The sequence below is a fragment of the Chryseobacterium gambrini genome (assembly GCF_027920505.1).
In the GTDB taxonomy this organism is placed as follows: Bacteria; Bacteroidota; Bacteroidia; order Flavobacteriales; family Weeksellaceae; genus Chryseobacterium; species Chryseobacterium gambrini.
The window spans coordinates 418,145-434,312 of sequence record NZ_CP115857.1; the positions used below are offsets into that span (position 1 = coordinate 418,145).

Sequence of the window (16,168 nt, forward strand, 5' to 3'; positions counted from 1 at the left end):
TATGCTGAAATCAATGGAAGAACTGAAATTCAGGAATGCTGAACTGAAAGATTTGCCCAAAATTGTAGAAATTTATAACTCAACCATTTCTTCAAGAATGGTGACTGCCGATACGGAAAATATCTCTGTAGAAAGCAGAATCAAATGGTTTCATGACCACAATCCTGAAAAAAGACCACTCTGGATCATTGAAAATGAGCAGAACGAAGTTTTAGGCTGGGTTAGTTTTTCATCATTCTACGGAAGACCGGCCTACAACGGAACGGTGGAACTCAGCATTTACATGGATGAAAGCTCGCGCGGAAAAGGCTACGGAAAAAAAGTACTGCAATACTGCATTGATAACGCACCAAAATTTGAAGTAAAAATACTATTGGGATTCATCTTCTTACATAATAAACCCAGCCTGAAATTATTCCGACACTTTGGTTTTGAAGACTGGGGCGTTTTTCCGAATGTTGCCGTTTTGGACGGCATTGAAAGAACTTTGGTGATCTTGGGAAAAAGAGTAGGGTAGTTTGTCATTGCGAGGAGCGAAGCGACGAAGCAATCTCTAAAGTTATTTAAATTAATTCCAGAAATATTTTTGCCTTGCTCTTTATTTCAGTAATAATATTTTCGCTTTTATTACTTTCTTTCATCATCCAATACTTATTCTCATTCCATCCAAATTCGCGGTTAATTCCTGATCCATGTTGTGTTATAAATCCCCAGAACCAAAGATCATCCCAGACTTCGATTTCTTTTCCTGTGTAGTGTTTTTCCAATAATGTATTAATACTTTTAAAATTCCATTTACCTTCTTGCATTTTATTGAAGATTGAAATTATTACAAAATCCACAGGCAAAAAGAATTTGTCATCATCTAAAAATGACGGAGTATCGTCCCAAATCGAAAATTTCTTAGCATACTCTTTATTGTGTAAATGGAATATTACTTTTGTAAATAAAGCGGCTGTTTTATCTCCCCATCCTTTTTGTTTTTTCATTCCATCAAATAAAGATTTATAATTTTTTGGACTATTAGGATTTATTTTTTCAGTAAAATTGTTGAAAGATGCTAAAATATTTGAATGTGAGTGAATTGATTTAAAAAAATCTGACAGTTCATCAATTTTCGGTCTACTTTGAGTTGATGCTATATTATAAAGAATGGAAATTAACTTTTCCTCTTTAGTTTTGAAAGGCTTAATAAGTGATGAGTAATATTTTTTTTGAAAATCTTTATTGTATTGTCTATTTTCTTTTAAGAATTCAAAAATAGCCTTAAGTTTTTGTTCCATATTATGTTTTGATTTAACAAATATAAAAAAGCGATCCAAAAAAGACCGCTTTCCTATTACTAATTCTGTTTAATTCTTTTTGCAGACATATTCAAAAATCGTTTGACAAGCATGACCGCGGAAACCGTTAATCCCAGTCCTAAAGCGATCCACATTCCGAAAGCACCCATTTCCATCTTTACACAAAGGAAATATCCTAAAGGAATTGTGATAACCCAATACGCAATAAACGTATAAATAGAAGGAATTTTTACATCCTGTAAACCTCTCAACATTCCCAAAGCTGTCACCTGAATTCCATCTGATAACTGGAACAACGCAGCAATTATCATTAATCTGGAAGCTAAAGCAATCACTTCAACTTCCTCTTTTTTGGTGAAAAATGTCGGAAGAATATTTCGTCCCAAAATGAAGACAATTCCGCAGATGCACATAAAAATAAAGGCAATTTTCAAATTGTTGATTCCTACCTTTCTTAATTCAACGAAATTCTGTTCGCCCAGTTTTCTTCCGATCATAACCGTTGAAGCCACACTGAAACCGATACATAAATTAAAGGTAAAAGAAGCCATGCTTAATGCAATCTGGTGAGAAGCAATATCGTGCGCCGAAATCAGTCCGCAGATAAAAGCGGCTCCCGCAAAAGCAGTTACTTCAAAAAACATCTGTAAAGCCGTTGGAAAACCGAGTCTTATCATCTTTTCAAACATTTTCTTTGAAAAAACTTCAATTTTTAACGAAAAATCTTTGATGTACTGTTTCGTCTTTTTCTCATTGGAGAGCACAAAATACAGGAAAACCACCATGAAAATTCTCGCAATTAAACTTGCGAGGGCAGAACCTTTTACGCCCATTTCCGGGAAAATCCAAAGTCCTTTAATGAAAACATAATTTAAAACAATATTAATGACATTGGCAATAATAGTCGCTTTAGTAACTCCAATCGTGTAAGAAAGCCCTTCCGAAACTTCTCTTAACGTCTGAAAAGCCATAAAAGGAACAATGCTGATTGCCATAATTGTTAAAAAATCAACCGTATCCGGAATGATCTTCTCCGGCTGTCCGGATTTGTAAAGCAGCGGCATTCCCAGAAGTAAAATTGCCATCAGCAAAATTCCCACCGTCATATTGATAATAAAGCCATGACTGAAGACCGAAATAATCGTCTTATGGTCATGTTTCGAATGCGCTTCCGAAACCAAAGGCGGAATGGCAAAAGAAAATCCCAAAGCCAATACAAACATCGAGAAAAACACAGCATTTCCCAATGAAACTGAAGCCAGAGCATCTGCTCCCAGAAGATTTCCTACAATAATATTATCAAAAAGATTCACCGAAACCTGCCCGACCTGCGTTAACATCACAGGAAGAGCCAGAGTAAGGCATTCTTTCGTATAGTTTTTATTTAAAAAGTTCATAATTGTTTACAATTCATATAGTTTTTATTCAAAAAAAATTGCAGTAACAAATGATACTGCAATTTTCATAATTTATTTAAAGTAATAATTACATTATTTCCTTACAAAACTTGCAACGTCTTCGGCAGAAACTGTATTTCCTCCTAAAATAATCAATCTTTCTACAACGTTTCTCAATTCTCTGATATTTCCGGTCCATGAAAGCGCTTTTAAAGCATCAATCGCCTTATCATCGAATTTTTTTACAGCAGTACCATGTTCATCAGCAATCATTCCGGAGAAATGCTCAACCAGTAATCTGATGTCTTCTTTTCTTTCATCCAATGGCGGAACATAGATTTCAATAACAGAAAGTCTGTGGTAAAGATCTTCTCTGAATCTTCCCGCTTCAATTTCCTTCTGCATATTTTTGTTGGTTGCTGCAAGAACTCTTACATCTACCTTAATTTCCTTATCGCTTCCTACAGGCGAAACTTTGCTTTCCTGTAATGCTCTCAACACTTTTGCCTGAGCAATTAAGCTCATGTCTCCGATCTCGTCAAGAAAAATCGTTCCTCCGTTTGCCTGCTCAAATTTTCCCTGCTTATCTTTAATAGCACCTGTAAAAGACCCTTTTACGTGACCGAAAAGTTCAGATTCAATCAATTCAGAAGGAATCGCAGCACAGTTTACCTCTATCATCGGACCTCTTGCTCTGTCACTTTGGTTATGAATGGCATGAGCAACCAATTCTTTTCCGGCTCCGTTTGGTCCCGTGATCAAAACCCTTGCGTCAGAAACTGCAACTTTACCGATCATATCCTGAATTTTCTTCAAACCTGCGGATTCGCCGATCATCTGGTATTTTTTGCTTACCTTTTTCTTTAGCGTTTTATTTTCTGTCTGAAGATTTTTATTTTCTTTTTTCAGCGTTTCTTTAGCTAAAGCGTTTTTAACGCTGGTAATCAGTCTGTTGATGTCGATTGGCTTGGAAATAAAATCATAAGCACCGTCTCTAAGGCATGAAACCGCAGAATCGATGTCTGCGTGTCCTGAAATCATGATGAAGGTAGATTCTGGTTTCAGCGCTAAACTTTGCTTTAAAAGTTCAGTTCCTGAAAGTTTTGGCATCTTGATATCGGAAATAATCAGTGCGAAATCTTCTTTTTCTACCTGTTTATAGCCTTCAAGCCCGTCTTCGGCAATTACAAATTCATAGTCGGTTAGTTCGTCAGAAAGAATACTGTGGAGTACTCCTGAGATTGCTTTTTCGTCTTCTACAATAAGGATTTTTTGCATAGTTGCAAATTTAGATTTTTTTGATTGAATTATTAGCAAAAACTATACCTAATCGTTTAGTTGGAATAATCTCTTCTCCCGAAAATCGCCGATCCCACTCTTACGGAATTCGCACCGCATTCAATGGCAATCGGAAAATCGTCACTCATTCCCATTGATAATGTTTCGAGCTTTTTTAATTGATTTAATTCATCAAAAAGATTTTTCAGGTTTAAAAATTCCTTCTTTACCTGATCTTTATCGTCCGTGAAAGTTGCCATTCCCATCAATCCGGTAATTTCAATATTCTGAAATTCTCCGCTGAGATACTGTTCAAATATATCTTTAGCTTCATTAATTTCAAGTCCGAATTTGCTTTCTTCTTCGGCAATTTTCACCTGAAGCAATACTTTAATAATCCGGTTGTGCTTTGCTACTTCTTTGTTGATCTCACGGATCAGCTTTTCAGAATCTACGCTTTGGATCGTATCCACAAATTCAGCGATATATTTTACTTTATTCGTCTGAAGATGCCCAATCAGATGCCATTGAATATCTTTGGGAAGGAGCGGATATTTTTCTGCCACTTCCTGAACTTTATTTTCACCAAAAACTCTCTGTCCAAGATCATAAACTTCCTGAATCGCAGAAACAGGATGTGTTTTTGAAACAGCAACCAACTGTACATCAGAAGGAAGCTGGCTTTTAATATGATTGTAATTTTCCTGAATACTCATAATGCAAATTTCCGAATTTTAAAGACGAAAAGCTAATGAATATTGAAATTTTTAGACTTGAGATTCTTATTGAGTCTAAAACAGAATGTCTGTCATTCTGACGAAGGAAGAATCTAAATTTTATTGTTAAAGATTCTTCACTCCACTTCGTTTCGATCGGAATGACAGACATACAATATATTAAATTTCAATATTGTCCGATAAAACATATAAACAAATTTATGAGCTCAATGTTGATTGCACAAATCGACAGTTCGTTCCTCTGGAGCTTTTTTTGATGGCGTCTTTTTTTCTACTAACAGTAAATCCCGATGGGATTAAATGCAGCTCCATTAGGAGCAAGCTGTTCATAGAAAATAGTTATTCTTAGAATTTAAGCTCCAGAGGAGCGACCTTATAATTGTGTTTCAATGTTTATCGGACAAGGATGATTAAATTTAATTCAAAACCTCATTAATTTTAGGATATTCCGAGATTTTTCTGAAAACAAAACGGTTGCTTTTCTGAAGTTTTTCAATAAAAAGATCGAGTTCATTTATGGAATCTGCATCGGTTAAATACTGGTCATGCGTAAGAAAAACCAGATGTCTTGAAGTTTTTTCAAGGTCATTAAAGAAAATACTGTCCACTTTTTTCAGCATTTCTTCATGTTTTCCCTTTAATGCCATTTTATTGGTCGGTTTCCACTCAAGATCCCAACCGATCACCTTATAACCTGCCTGTTTTAGCTTATTCGCAGCTTCGGTAGAACTTTTAAGATCGGTTACGGTAATGTTATTCAGTCTCCAGATATTTCTTCCCGGAGTTCTCGCAATTTTATCATACAGTTTCAGGCTGTCTTTTGCTGCATTGAAATCTTCAACAACACCCGCCGGATTTTTGTAAAAATCGGTGTATTTGTTGTGCGCGTGCGTGAAACTGTGATTCGCAAGTTCTATTAAATGATCTTTTCTCAACAGTTCCAGATCTTCCTGCTGCTTTTTGCTTCCGTAAGCGTGTTTGCCTACAAGAAATGCGGTGGCGCAGATGTTTCTTTTGTGTAAAATTTTCAGAAGATTTTCGGTTCCGCGATTCGGACCGTCATCAAAGGTCAGATAAATTACTCTTTTATTTGAAGGAACATTTTCATCATCAAGTTTGGGGACAATTTTTGCGACGGGATGGTCTTTCGGAATCAGTTTTTCAGATTCTTTCTTGTCTTTTTTTTGATTACAGCTGTTGAATAAGATTGAAGTTGCACTCACCAATGCAAGCATCCCAAGAAAAGTCTTGTTTCTAGACTTTTCCGCAAAAGTTTTTGTCATAAAATTTAATGGAATTTTGTTGTTAAAAATTGTTAATTTTTCCAAATTATTCTTAACAAAAATTACGCCAAATTTCACTTATTTTTGACTTTTTAAGTTTATTTTAATAAAATATTTTTACTCCAGAATTTTCTTTAAATACAGTGAATTTTTAATGGCAGCATTTCCCCACGTATTATTGAAAAAGATAAATGATTTATGTTGTAAATTTTTAATCTTTTCAGCTAATTTTTCAAGAAATTCATTGCTGTATTCAGATTTGTAAAGCACAGGTTTTCCGTGAAGCCGATAATATAAAACTTCAGGATTATTGATGATAACATCTTCCGGTAGATTTCCGGGAAAACTGACACCGGAAAAAATGACCTTATTTTCTGCCAAAATTTTAAATACCTGTTCATTCCACCACGATTCGTGACGGAATTCAATGACATTCAGATAATTGAAATTAAGATTATTAAGGATTAAATCAATATTTTCCTGAGTATTTTTAAAAGAGGGAGGGAACTGGTACAAAAATCCGGAAAGTTTTTCCTTCAAATGAGATTGAATATGATGACAGAATTCTGAAATTTCTTCTTTGCATTCTTTCAGTCGCTTTTCATGGGAAATGGCTTTCGGAATTTTAATGAAAAATTTAAAATCATCGGACGTTTCATCATACCATTTCAACAACGTTTTTGCAGTAGGTTTTCTGTAAAAAGTAGAATTGATTTCCACACAGTTAAACTCCTTTGAATAAAGAATTAGAAAGTCTTTACTTTTAGAATCTTCAGGATAGAATGAACCCTTCCAGTCATTATTGTAGAATCCCGAACAGCCAATGGATAGATTTTCTTTTTTCATATCGTTACTTTTTGCTTTCGCAGATTTAGGAGATAATTGTACTGTTATTATTTACGTTTATTAATAAGCCTGTTTTAAACAAATTCAGAATTAACCGCAAAAGTTGCAAAAGACATTCATACAGCGATTATCAGAATTTTTAAAGTTCTCAAAAGAATAAAAATCAAAGATTTTTAAAAGCTATTGTGATCTTTTTTGTTGATAATCAGTGATTTTAGTCTCCAAATCTGCGAGAAAAATTTATTCAATATCCAAATCCACCGAATTCAGTCGCAAAGAGTTTAAAATTACAGAAAGAGAACTAAAACTCATCGCCGCTGCTGCAATCATCGGAGATAACAGTATTCCAAAAAACGGGTACAATAATCCTGCCGCAACGGGAACTCCCAAAACATTGTATATAAAAGCGAAAAACAGATTCTCTTTAATGTTTTTCAGTAGTTTTTCACTTAACAGTTTTGCTTTTGCAACGCCTAAAATATCTCCTTTCAGCAAAGTAATTTCTGCACTTTCGATGGCAACATCGGTTCCTGTTCCCATCGCGATTCCGATATTTGCCTGAGCTAAAGCGGGAGAGTCGTTGATTCCGTCGCCGGTCATTGCAACAATTTTCCCTTGTTTCTGAAGTTTTTTTACTTCGTTTAATTTATCTTCAGGAAGACAGTTTGCTTTAAAATGTCTGATTCCCAATTCCTCTGCAACGGCTTTTGCAGTGTTTTGATTGTCTCCGGTCATCATGATAATGTCAATTCCCTCACTCAATAACTGCTGAACCGCTTTTTTAGAACTTTCTTTAATTTTATCGGTAAAACTGATGAATCCTAAAACTTCGTTTTCCTGAGCGACATAAGAAATGGTATGTGCTTTCGCCTGGATTTCTTCTGCCTTTTGTTTTATATTTTGAGTAATAAAAATCTGATGTGAGGTTAAAAGACCTTCGTTTCCAAGGAAAATTGTTTTTCCGTTGATGTTTCCTTTGATTCCTTTTCCGGAAATATTTTCAAATTGTTCTACTTTTTCAGGAGTTATACTTTCAGCTTTTGCCTTTTTAATCACTGCATTTGAAAGCGGATGTTCCGAATTCTGATTTAATGAATAGGCTAATTTTAAAATGAATTTTTCGTCTTTATCAACTGTTTCAATATGTTCTAAGGATGGTTTCCCTTCGGTTAAAGTTCCTGTTTTATCAGTAATCAGCACATTTACCATATTCATCTGTTCAAGAGCTTCTGCATTTTTAATCAGAATTCCGTTTTTTGCACCTTTCCCGATTCCTACCATCAGAGACATTGGTGTTGCCAAACCTAAAGCGCAAGGACAGGCCACAATTAAAACAGCGACCGCATTGACAAAAGCAAACAGGATTTTCTGACCTTCCGGACCGAAAATCTGCCACAGAATAAAGGTTAAAACGGCAATCAATATAACAGCAGGAACAAAAATTTTAGAGACTTTATCCGTCAGTTTCTGAATCGGAGCTTTGCTTCGGCTCGCTTCATTAACCATTTTAATAATTTGGGAAAGCAGGGTTTCATCGCCAACTTTTTCCGCTTTCATGATGAAAACATGATTTCCGTTGATGGTTCCTGAAGAAACTTTATCATTAACGTTTTTCTCAATGGGAATCGGCTCTCCTGTAATCATACTTTCGTCAACTACAGAACTTCCTTCCGTTATTTTTCCGTCCACCGGAATTTTCTCCCCCGGTTTTACTTTTAATAAATCGCCGATTTTAATCTGTGAAAGCAGTACTTTTTTCTCTTCTCCGTTAACGATAAGATTGGCTTCATCGGGTGATAAATTCATCAGTTCACGGATGGCGTTTCCTGTTTTTTTGTGCGCCGCAGCTTCCATTAGCTGTCCCAAAATAACCAGCGTTAAAATAACACAGACCGCTTCGAAATATAAAGGAATTTCGTGATGGCTGCCACGAATTTCATGTGGAATTATATCAGGAAAAATTAAGGCGACAATACTGAAAATAAATGCGGCTGCAACTCCCAGAACAATCAGGCTGAACATATTTAAGTTCCCTGTTTTGAAAGAAACAAATCCTCTTTTCATTAAAAACCACCCTGAATAAAAAATGACAGGAAGCGTTAAAATCAATTCAATAATTCCCTGAATTTGATGGGAAAAAGGAAAATTAAACAGCATTCCGCCCATCGAAAGAATGAAAACGGGAACGGTAAAAGCCAGTGAAATGATGAATTTCTTTTTTAATATATTGTAGGTTTCATCTTCTTCCTCATCTTTATCGGGCATTCTTACGAGATCCATTCCGCAGATCGGGCAGTCTCCCGGTTCGTCACGAATGATTTCAGGATGCATCGGACAGGTGTATTTTGCCACTTTTTTCTCAGGATATTTTACGAGATCCATTCCGCAAACGGGACATCCAACATTGCTGTCGTAGACTTTATCGCCTTCGCAATACATCGGACAATAGTATTTTCCAGCCATTTCATCGGTTACTTTCGGTGCTTCTTGATGATGGGTATGATCGTGAGAATGTTGATGCGAATTTGAAGTGGAATTTTTAACTAAATCCCCTGTAATTTCTTCCAGATGCATATTGCAGACAGGGCAGTCTCCTTTTTCATGATAAATTTTATCGCTTTCGCAGAACATCGGGCAATAGTACTTTCCAATATTGTCTTTGAAATTTTCAGGTAGATTTGTTTTGGAATAAGCCGGTCTAAAATTGGGATCTTTAGCGTGCTTTTCCTCAATTGGAACCAGATACATATTGCAAGTCGGACATCTTTTTCCCTGCTGAAAATAAACTTTTTCTCCTTCGCATTCCATTGGGCAATAGTAAACCGAAGACGGAGAAACTCTGTTCTGTGGTTTAATGAACGCTTTTTCAGGATTGTCCGGATCTTCTAGTTTGTAGTTGCCGATTTCTTCGATCGCTTTATTTAAAGTATGCAGTTCAAATTCTTCGTCGGAGATAATGATTGCCGTATTGTTTTCGAGATTTATATCAGCTTTTATATTTTCTAAACTGTTCAGTTTTTCAGAAATCTTTTTCTGACATCCGGAACAGGTCATTCCGAGAATTTTATATTGCTTTTCCATGATCCTTCTGATTTATGGTACAAATTTCTAAAAAGCAATCGGAAGCCTGTTATAATTTTAAGGATAATGTTTACAGAATTCTGTCTTATGAGTGGGAGGGGTTTTGTGTTTTAGGGTATTGGAGTTTTAGGGTAAGAGTGTGTTTTTTAATTTTTCTCGCAGATTTTGGCAGATTGATTACGCAGTTTCTTTTTTAATTTAAATACAAGAGAAATTTACACAAACATCTGCTTAACCTGATAGATCTGCGCGATTTTAAACCTAAAAAGCTCTCAAACTCTAAATATTCTCCAACCAATTAAATTTGGTCCAGCGGTTTTCTGTTGTGAATTTTCAGTTTTTTAAATTCAGTAGGAGTGAAGCTTATGCTGTTTCGGAACTGGGAAGATAAATGCTGAACACTCTTATAGCCAAGTTTTCCTGCGATCTCTGTTAAAGTAAATTCATTATATAAAAGAAGTTCTTTTACTTTTTCAATTTTTTGAAGAATGAAAAACTGTTCAAGCGTGATGTTTTCGTTCTGAGAGAAGGTTTTTGAAAGAGAACTGTACTCTTTATGGAGTCTGGAGGTTAAAAATTCAGACAAAAGAAAACTTTCAGCGATATCCAGTTCGCTGATTTTTACAATAATTAAATTTTTAATTTTCTCAATTAACTGATGGGCAGAGTCTTTAATTCTTTCAAAACCTGTTTTCTGAAGAAGTTCCTCAAGTTTTTCCATATCATGAACTGAAATATCCTGCTGAGTCTCCACTTCTCCGAGAGTGATTGATTTTAAAGGAATACATGCTTCAGCAAATATAGCTTCCACAGCAGAAATGCATCTGCCGCAGACCATATTTTTTATGAAAATTTTCATAAGGAGCTTTGGTTGTTCAATCTGTCTTTCACAAATTCCACTTTCGTTTTTCCGTGAGGAGCAGGATTTCCGTTTTCGTCGAGATTTACCATAACGATTCTGTCGACGGTGATGATGGTTTGATGGGTCATTTTGTTTCGCACTTCACATCTTAAAGTAAGAGAAGTTGAGCCGAACGCCGAAACTTCGATCCCGATTTCAATGATATCTCCTTGTTTTGCGGAGCTTACGAAATTGATTTCTGAGATAAATTTGGTGACTACTTTTTTGTTTTCAAGCTGAATAACTGCATACAACGCAGCTTCTTCATCGATCCACTGCAACAGTCTTCCTCCGAAAAGAGACTGATTGGGATTAAGGTCTTCCGGTTTTACCCATTTTCTTGTGTGATAGTTCATATCTGAAATTTTACTGCACAAATTTAGCTTTTATAACCGGCTTTGTCAAAAGATTTAGATTCAGTAATCCGAAAAGAAATATTTATATTCTCAATTATTTCTTTGGGAGCGTATGGTTTTTACTTTTGAGATTCATGTTTTGGATTTAAATTTATCCAAAGTAGGAGGTCACGGTGTTCCGTTATTTTGTAGATGTCACTCTTTTTAATGATTATTCATAAATATTTCATGATAAATTAATACTTTTTAACGAAATAATATTTTGATTGAAAAATTTATTGAAATAATTTCAAAAAAAGCTTTGATATGAAATTAATAATCGTATCTTGCACCTGTATTATATCTGGAATCAATATTTGTTCATTCTTTATGTTGTTTTTCTTTTATAAACCAAATCATTTTTAACTTATTTTAATTTTATTAATCAAGATGAACATTTTTGTTTCAAACATCAACTACGCAACTAAAGATTATGAGTTGCAGGATTTATTTTCAGAATTTGGAGAAGTTTCTTCTGTAAAAATCATTACAGATAAAGAAACTGGTCGTTCTAGAGGTTTCGGATTTGTCGAAATGGAGGACGCAGAAGGACAACAGGCTATTGAAGCTCTTAACCAGAAAGAATTCAACGGAAAAGAACTTAACGTTTCGGAAGCTAAACCAAGAGAAGAAAAGCCAAGAAGAACTTTCAGCAACAATGGTGGAGGTAACAGAGGTGGCGGTTACGGAGGTAACAACAGAGGTGGCTACGGTGGCGGTAACAGAAGCGGTGGCGGTGGCTACGGTGGAGGAGATCGCGGCGGAAACGGCGGTGGAAAACGTTGGTAAAAAATATAAGCGGTTCTTTTGGAACCGCTTTTTTTATGATGTTTTTTAAAGGAATTATTCTTTTTCCTTCTTTTTTTTCTTTTTCCTGTCTTTGTCTTTTTCCTTATCCTTGTTTTTCTTTTTCTCCTTTTTAGGATTCAGAATTTCATTGGCATACTCAAATTCTTCTTTTACTTTCAGAGGTTTTATCTCTATTGCAGGATTAAGTTCCTTCAGATCTTCCTGAGAAATTAATTTTTCCTGAAGCAAAAGATTTAAAATTTCCTTACCCGAATTGTCAAAAAAATGCTGTGAAAGTTCTTTTAATAAAAATTTCCGGTATTCTTCCAAAGGTACAATCACGGAATATTTAAAGATCCTTCCTTCCTTTTCTGTAGAAAGATATCCTTTTTCAACCAGTATTTTAAGGTAAGTGGAAACGGTATTCTGATGGGGTTTGGGTTCAGGATGCTGTTCCATAATATCCTTTAAATAAAATGATTCCAGCTTCCAGAACAGCTTCATTAAATTTTCTTCCGCAGATGTAAGATGATTGATTTTCATATAAATTCTTAATGTTGAAACTGAATATTGCAATAAAGGTAAAGAAAAGATACTATAAAAGCAATTCCGGCTCCCATGAACACCTCTTTTGGTGTATGCCGTTTTAGAATAATTCTTGTAATTCCTACGAGTATCGCAATGCCTAACCAGATGATTCCCATTGTGGTATTCAGCGCAAAAAATAAAGCAGCTACAAATATATTAAATGCAGTATGCATCGAACTTTTGATGAAATAATTGCTGATCTGCAATGCAAAAAGCAATATCAGAATAAAGAGCATTACAAAATCGATCTGTCCGTTTCTGAAATAATTAAAGCCGATATACGATATCACAGAAGCTGCAATAAAAATATATAAAGTTTTTCGCTGTACCCTGTTGGATACATCCATATTGGTATATCTTCCTGTTTTTACATTCCAGACCAGCCAGATAATGACAGGAGCAATTACTATTATTAATATAGGAAGAAATGAGGTAATGGCTTCTTTCAGAGAGTATTTCAGAAAACTCATGTAAACGAAAAATATAAACAGGGAGAGCAGAGGATTGAAAAAATCGGATATAATTCTTGATATTTTATGCAATAATGAAGGCTGTTTTTCTTCCATATAAAGGTTTAATGATGTAAATATAATACTATAACCAAAAAAACAATAGGTAGGTATACAATAAAAATGAAGTTTTTTTTATAATTTTGCTCAACTATTTCATAATAAATTAGCAAGAGCTCAACACATGAAAGAATTTTCTAAAGAGGTATACCTGAAGTGGTATGAAGATATGACAATGTGGAGAAGGTTTGAAGACAAATGCCGTTCTCTTTATCTAAAACAAAAAATCAGAGGTTTTTTACATTTGTATAACGGTCAGGAAGCGATCCCTGCAGGTTTTACGCATGCAATGGATTTAACTAAAGATAGTATGATCACTGCTTACAGATGTCACATCCATCCGATGGCGATGGGAGTAGATCCTAAAAGAATCATGGCAGAACTTTGTGGTAAAGCTACAGGTACTTCCGGAGGTATGGGCGGATCTATGCACATTTTCAGCAAAGAGCACAGATTTTACGGAGGTCACGGTATTGTAGGAGGACAGATTCCTTTGGGAGCAGGTATTGCTTTTGCAGATAAATATTTTGACAGAAAAGCGGTAAATATCTGTTTCTTCGGAGACGGAGCGGCTAGACAGGGTTCATTACATGAAACGTTTAACATGGCAATGAACTGGAAGCTTCCTGTAATTTTTGTTGTAGAGAACAACCAGTATGCAATGGGAACTTCCGTAAAAAGAACAGCAAACCATGAAGATATCTATAAGTTAGGTTTAGGATACGAAATGCCTTGTCTTGCAGTAGATGCAATGGATCCTGAAAAAGTAGCTGAAGCGGCTTATGAAGCAATTGAAAGAGCAAGAAGAGGAGACGGACCTACTTTTATTGAAGCAAGAACTTACCGTTACAGAGGACACTCTATGTCTGATGCAGAACCATACAGATCTAAAGATGAAGTGGCTCTTCACAAAAATGATGACCCTATCGAGCTGATCAAACAAAGAATTTTGGCTAACAGTTGGGCAACAGAAGAAGAACTGGAAGCGATGGATAACAAATCGAGAGATTTTGTGGAAGAGTGTATCGAGTTCATGGAAAACTCTCCTTATCCGGATGCAGAGAAGATCTACGAGTATGTATATGCTCAGGAAGACTATCCGTTCTTAGACAAATTAGAAAACTAAAAGATAATAAATCGGTTTGAAAGTTTGAAAATTTGAAAATGATTTATTATCATATCTTTTTTAATTTTCAAATTCATAAAATCCCAAATTTTCAAATTATAAAAAATTATGGCAGAAGTAATTACAATGCCGCGTCTTTCCGATACAATGACGGAAGGAAAAGTGGCAAAATGGCATAAAAAAGTAGGTGATAAAGTAAAGGAAGGCGATATCTTAGCTGAAATCGAAACAGATAAGGCAGTTCAGGATTTTGAATCTGAAATGGAAGGAACTCTTTTATATGTTGGTGTGGAAGAAGGTAATGCAGCAGCGGTAGATTCTGTTCTGGCAATTATCGGTAATGAAGGAGAAGATATTTCAGGACTTACTGGCGGTGCAGCAGCTCCGGCTCAAGGTGGTTCCGAAGAGAAAAAAACAGAAGAAGAATCTAAAACTGAAAACAGTTCTACCACTGTGGAACAGACTTCTGCGGAAGTTCCTGCAGGGGTGGAAGTAATTACTATGCCAAGACTTTCGGATACAATGACGGAAGGTAAGGTAGCAAAATGGCACAAAAACGTTGGTGATACCGTAAAAGAAGGAGACCTTCTTGCTGAGATAGAAACAGATAAAGCCGTTCAGGATTTCGAATCTGAATTCAACGGAGTGTTGTTGAAACAAGGCGTTGAAGAAGGAGGAGCAGCTCCCGTAGATTCGGTTTTGGCAATTATAGGACCTGAAGGAACAGATGTTTCAGGAGTTGGCGCTCCGAAAGCGGCTGCTTCATCATCAGAAAAACCTGCTGAACAAAAAACTGAGGCTAAAGCAGAAGAAAAAGGGGCACCGGCTGCAGATCATTCATCTACAGACAGGGTTGCCATTTCTCCGTTAGCGAAAAAAATGGCTCAGGATAAAGGCGTAGACATCAACAGTATTCAGGGTTCAGGAGAAAACGGAAGAATCGTTAAAAAAGATATTGAAAATTATCAGCCTTCTGCGGCTAAACCAGCGGCTTCAGCTTCGTCTGCAAGTCCTGCGGCGGCTCAGGTTGCATTAAGCTTCGTACAGGGTGAAGATACGGAAACTCCGAACTCACAGGTAAGAAACGTAATTGCAAAACGTCTTTCTGAAAGTAAGTTCTCTGCGCCTCACTATTATCTGATGGTGGAAATCAATATGGATAAGGCGATCGAGGCAAGAAAAGAGATCAATTCTTTACCGGATACCAAAATTTCTTTCAACGATATGATTATTAAGGCGACTGCTGTTGCTTTAAGAAAACATCCACAGGTAAATTCAAGCTGGGCGGGAGATAAGATCATTCACAGAGGAAACATCAACATTGGGGTAGCAGTTGCAATTCCGGACGGATTGGTAGTTCCTGTTCTTAAGAATACAGACCAGATGAATTACACGCAGATTTCTGCTGCGGTAAAAGATATGGCTTCAAGAGCGAAAAACAAAGGTCTTAAAGCTAACGAAATGGAAGGTTCTACCTTCTCTATCTCAAACTTAGGGATGTTCGGAATCGAAACATTTACAAGCATCATCAATCAGCCAAACGCTGCGATCCTTTCAGTAGGAGCCATCATCGAGAAACCTGTTGTGAAAAACGGACAAATCGTGGTTGGAAACATCATGAAGCTTTCATTAGCTTGTGATCACAGAGTAGTAGACGGTGCTACAGGAGCACAGTTCTTACAGACTTTAAAAACATATCTGGAAAGTCCTTTAACATTGTTACTGTAATTTTCTGTTTAGATATACAATTTTAAAAAGGTTTACCGGAATAAATTCGGTAGACCTTTTTGCTTTTAAGATAATTTTAAGGTGATTTTAATATGGTCATAAAGATTTTAGAATGATCCTTGCTACTTTTAAAAAATGAAATTGAG

Annotated in this window: 15 protein-coding genes; 4 read left to right on the plus strand and 11 right to left on the minus strand. The window is 35.8% G+C overall.

The window, feature by feature from the left end; all coding sequences use genetic code 11:
• Positions 1 to 13: 13 nt before the first annotated feature.
• The gene (locus PFY09_RS01770; protein ID WP_271161214.1) at positions 14 to 517 is read left to right on the plus strand and encodes a GNAT family N-acetyltransferase; all 504 of its coding nucleotides are present in this window, start codon (positions 14 to 16) and stop codon (positions 515 to 517) included.
• 46 nt (positions 518 to 563) lie between these two features.
• Here the strand turns inward: PFY09_RS01770 and PFY09_RS01775 are convergent, their stop codons facing one another.
• From PFY09_RS01775 to PFY09_RS01815, 9 genes are all read right to left on the minus strand, one after another.
• On the minus strand, positions 564 to 1,283 hold the full coding sequence (locus PFY09_RS01775; RefSeq protein ID WP_271161215.1) for a hypothetical protein: 720 nt from the start codon (positions 1,281 to 1,283) through the stop codon (positions 564 to 566).
• A 59-nt stretch (positions 1,284 to 1,342) separates the two neighbouring features.
• Positions 1,343 to 2,701, minus strand: a complete 1,359-nt coding sequence (locus PFY09_RS01780) for an MATE family efflux transporter (RefSeq protein WP_271161216.1) — start codon at positions 2,699 to 2,701, stop codon at positions 1,343 to 1,345.
• A gap of 93 nt (positions 2,702 to 2,794) precedes the next feature.
• Positions 2,795 to 3,979 (minus strand): sigma-54-dependent transcriptional regulator, encoded by a 1,185-nt coding sequence (locus PFY09_RS01785; protein WP_076390353.1) that lies wholly within the window; start codon positions 3,977 to 3,979, stop codon positions 2,795 to 2,797.
• Between the two features lie 56 nt (positions 3,980 to 4,035).
• A complete protein-coding gene (locus tag PFY09_RS01790; protein WP_271161217.1) occupies positions 4,036 to 4,695 on the minus strand; it encodes a YggS family pyridoxal phosphate-dependent enzyme in 660 nt (219 codons plus the stop codon).
• Positions 4,696 to 5,132: 437 nt separating this feature from the next.
• Positions 5,133 to 5,999: a polysaccharide deacetylase family protein gene (locus PFY09_RS01795; protein ID WP_271161218.1), complete on the minus strand. Its 867-nt coding sequence runs from the start codon at positions 5,997 to 5,999 to the stop codon at positions 5,133 to 5,135.
• Between the two features lie 117 nt (positions 6,000 to 6,116).
• On the minus strand, positions 6,117 to 6,845 hold the full coding sequence (locus tag PFY09_RS01800; protein ID WP_271161219.1) for a DUF72 domain-containing protein: 729 nt from the start codon (positions 6,843 to 6,845) through the stop codon (positions 6,117 to 6,119).
• Positions 6,846 to 7,085: 240 nt separating this feature from the next.
• Positions 7,086 to 9,926 (minus strand): heavy metal translocating P-type ATPase, encoded by a 2,841-nt coding sequence (locus PFY09_RS01805; RefSeq protein WP_271161220.1) that lies wholly within the window; start codon positions 9,924 to 9,926, stop codon positions 7,086 to 7,088.
• Positions 9,927 to 10,224: 298 nt separating this feature from the next.
• Complete coding sequence (locus PFY09_RS01810) at positions 10,225 to 10,785, minus strand: helix-turn-helix domain-containing protein (protein WP_271161221.1); 561 nt, start codon at positions 10,783 to 10,785, stop codon at positions 10,225 to 10,227.
• Entirely contained in the window at positions 10,782 to 11,183 is a 402-nt protein-coding gene (locus tag PFY09_RS01815; protein WP_076390346.1) for an acyl-CoA thioesterase, read from the minus strand. The genes PFY09_RS01810 and PFY09_RS01815 overlap by 4 nt, the downstream gene beginning before the upstream one ends.
• 429 nt (positions 11,184 to 11,612) lie before the next feature.
• On the opposite strand from PFY09_RS01815, the gene PFY09_RS01820 reads away from it, so the two are divergent.
• Positions 11,613 to 12,011, plus strand: a complete 399-nt coding sequence (locus PFY09_RS01820) for an RNA recognition motif domain-containing protein (protein ID WP_271161222.1) — start codon at positions 11,613 to 11,615, stop codon at positions 12,009 to 12,011.
• 54 nt (positions 12,012 to 12,065) lie between these two features.
• Here PFY09_RS01820 and PFY09_RS01825 read toward each other — a convergent pair whose 3' ends face one another.
• Entirely contained in the window at positions 12,066 to 12,554 is a 489-nt protein-coding gene (locus PFY09_RS01825) for a BlaI/MecI/CopY family transcriptional regulator (protein ID WP_076390344.1), read from the minus strand.
• Between the two features lie 8 nt (positions 12,555 to 12,562).
• Positions 12,563 to 13,165, minus strand: coding sequence for a phosphatase PAP2 family protein (locus tag PFY09_RS01830; RefSeq protein WP_116547566.1), 603 nt, complete (start codon positions 13,163 to 13,165; stop codon positions 12,563 to 12,565).
• A gap of 127 nt (positions 13,166 to 13,292) precedes the next feature.
• On the opposite strand from PFY09_RS01830, the gene pdhA reads away from it, so the two are divergent.
• Both pdhA and PFY09_RS01840 read left to right on the plus strand, forming a co-directional pair.
• Entirely contained in the window at positions 13,293 to 14,294 is a 1,002-nt protein-coding gene (gene pdhA, locus PFY09_RS01835; protein ID WP_076390342.1) for a pyruvate dehydrogenase (acetyl-transferring) E1 component subunit alpha, read from the plus strand.
• A 108-nt stretch (positions 14,295 to 14,402) separates the two neighbouring features.
• Entirely contained in the window at positions 14,403 to 16,022 is a 1,620-nt protein-coding gene (locus PFY09_RS01840; protein WP_271161223.1) for a pyruvate dehydrogenase complex dihydrolipoamide acetyltransferase, read from the plus strand.
• The last annotated feature ends 146 nt before the right edge of the window (positions 16,023 to 16,168 follow it).

Excerpts from the sequence above, each read along its gene's own strand:
- PFY09_RS01820 (WP_271161222.1), top strand. The coding sequence starts at position 11,613 with ATGAACATTTTTGTTTCAAACATCAACTACGCAACTAAAGATTATGAG.
- PFY09_RS01800 (WP_271161219.1), bottom strand. The coding sequence starts at position 6,845 with ATGAAAAAAGAAAATCTATCCATTGGCTGTTCGGGATTCTACAATAAT.
- PFY09_RS01830 (WP_116547566.1), bottom strand. The coding sequence starts at position 13,165 with ATGGAAGAAAAACAGCCTTCATTATTGCATAAAATATCAAGAATTATA.
- PFY09_RS01805 (WP_271161220.1), bottom strand. The coding sequence starts at position 9,926 with ATGGAAAAGCAATATAAAATTCTCGGAATGACCTGTTCCGGATGTCAG.
- PFY09_RS01795 (WP_271161218.1), bottom strand. The coding sequence starts at position 5,999 with ATGACAAAAACTTTTGCGGAAAAGTCTAGAAACAAGACTTTTCTTGGG.
- pdhA (WP_076390342.1), top strand. The coding sequence starts at position 13,293 with ATGAAAGAATTTTCTAAAGAGGTATACCTGAAGTGGTATGAAGATATG.
- PFY09_RS01815 (WP_076390346.1), bottom strand. The coding sequence starts at position 11,183 with ATGAACTATCACACAAGAAAATGGGTAAAACCGGAAGACCTTAATCCC.
- PFY09_RS01840 (WP_271161223.1), top strand. The coding sequence starts at position 14,403 with ATGGCAGAAGTAATTACAATGCCGCGTCTTTCCGATACAATGACGGAA.
- PFY09_RS01825 (WP_076390344.1), bottom strand. The coding sequence starts at position 12,554 with ATGAAAATCAATCATCTTACATCTGCGGAAGAAAATTTAATGAAGCTG.
- PFY09_RS01780 (WP_271161216.1), bottom strand. The coding sequence starts at position 2,701 with ATGAACTTTTTAAATAAAAACTATACGAAAGAATGCCTTACTCTGGCT.
- PFY09_RS01770 (WP_271161214.1), top strand. The coding sequence starts at position 14 with ATGGAAGAACTGAAATTCAGGAATGCTGAACTGAAAGATTTGCCCAAA.
- PFY09_RS01810 (WP_271161221.1), bottom strand. The coding sequence starts at position 10,785 with ATGAAAATTTTCATAAAAAATATGGTCTGCGGCAGATGCATTTCTGCT.
- PFY09_RS01785 (WP_076390353.1), bottom strand. The coding sequence starts at position 3,979 with ATGCAAAAAATCCTTATTGTAGAAGACGAAAAAGCAATCTCAGGAGTA.
- PFY09_RS01790 (WP_271161217.1), bottom strand. The coding sequence starts at position 4,695 with ATGAGTATTCAGGAAAATTACAATCATATTAAAAGCCAGCTTCCTTCT.
- PFY09_RS01775 (WP_271161215.1), bottom strand. The coding sequence starts at position 1,283 with ATGGAACAAAAACTTAAGGCTATTTTTGAATTCTTAAAAGAAAATAGA.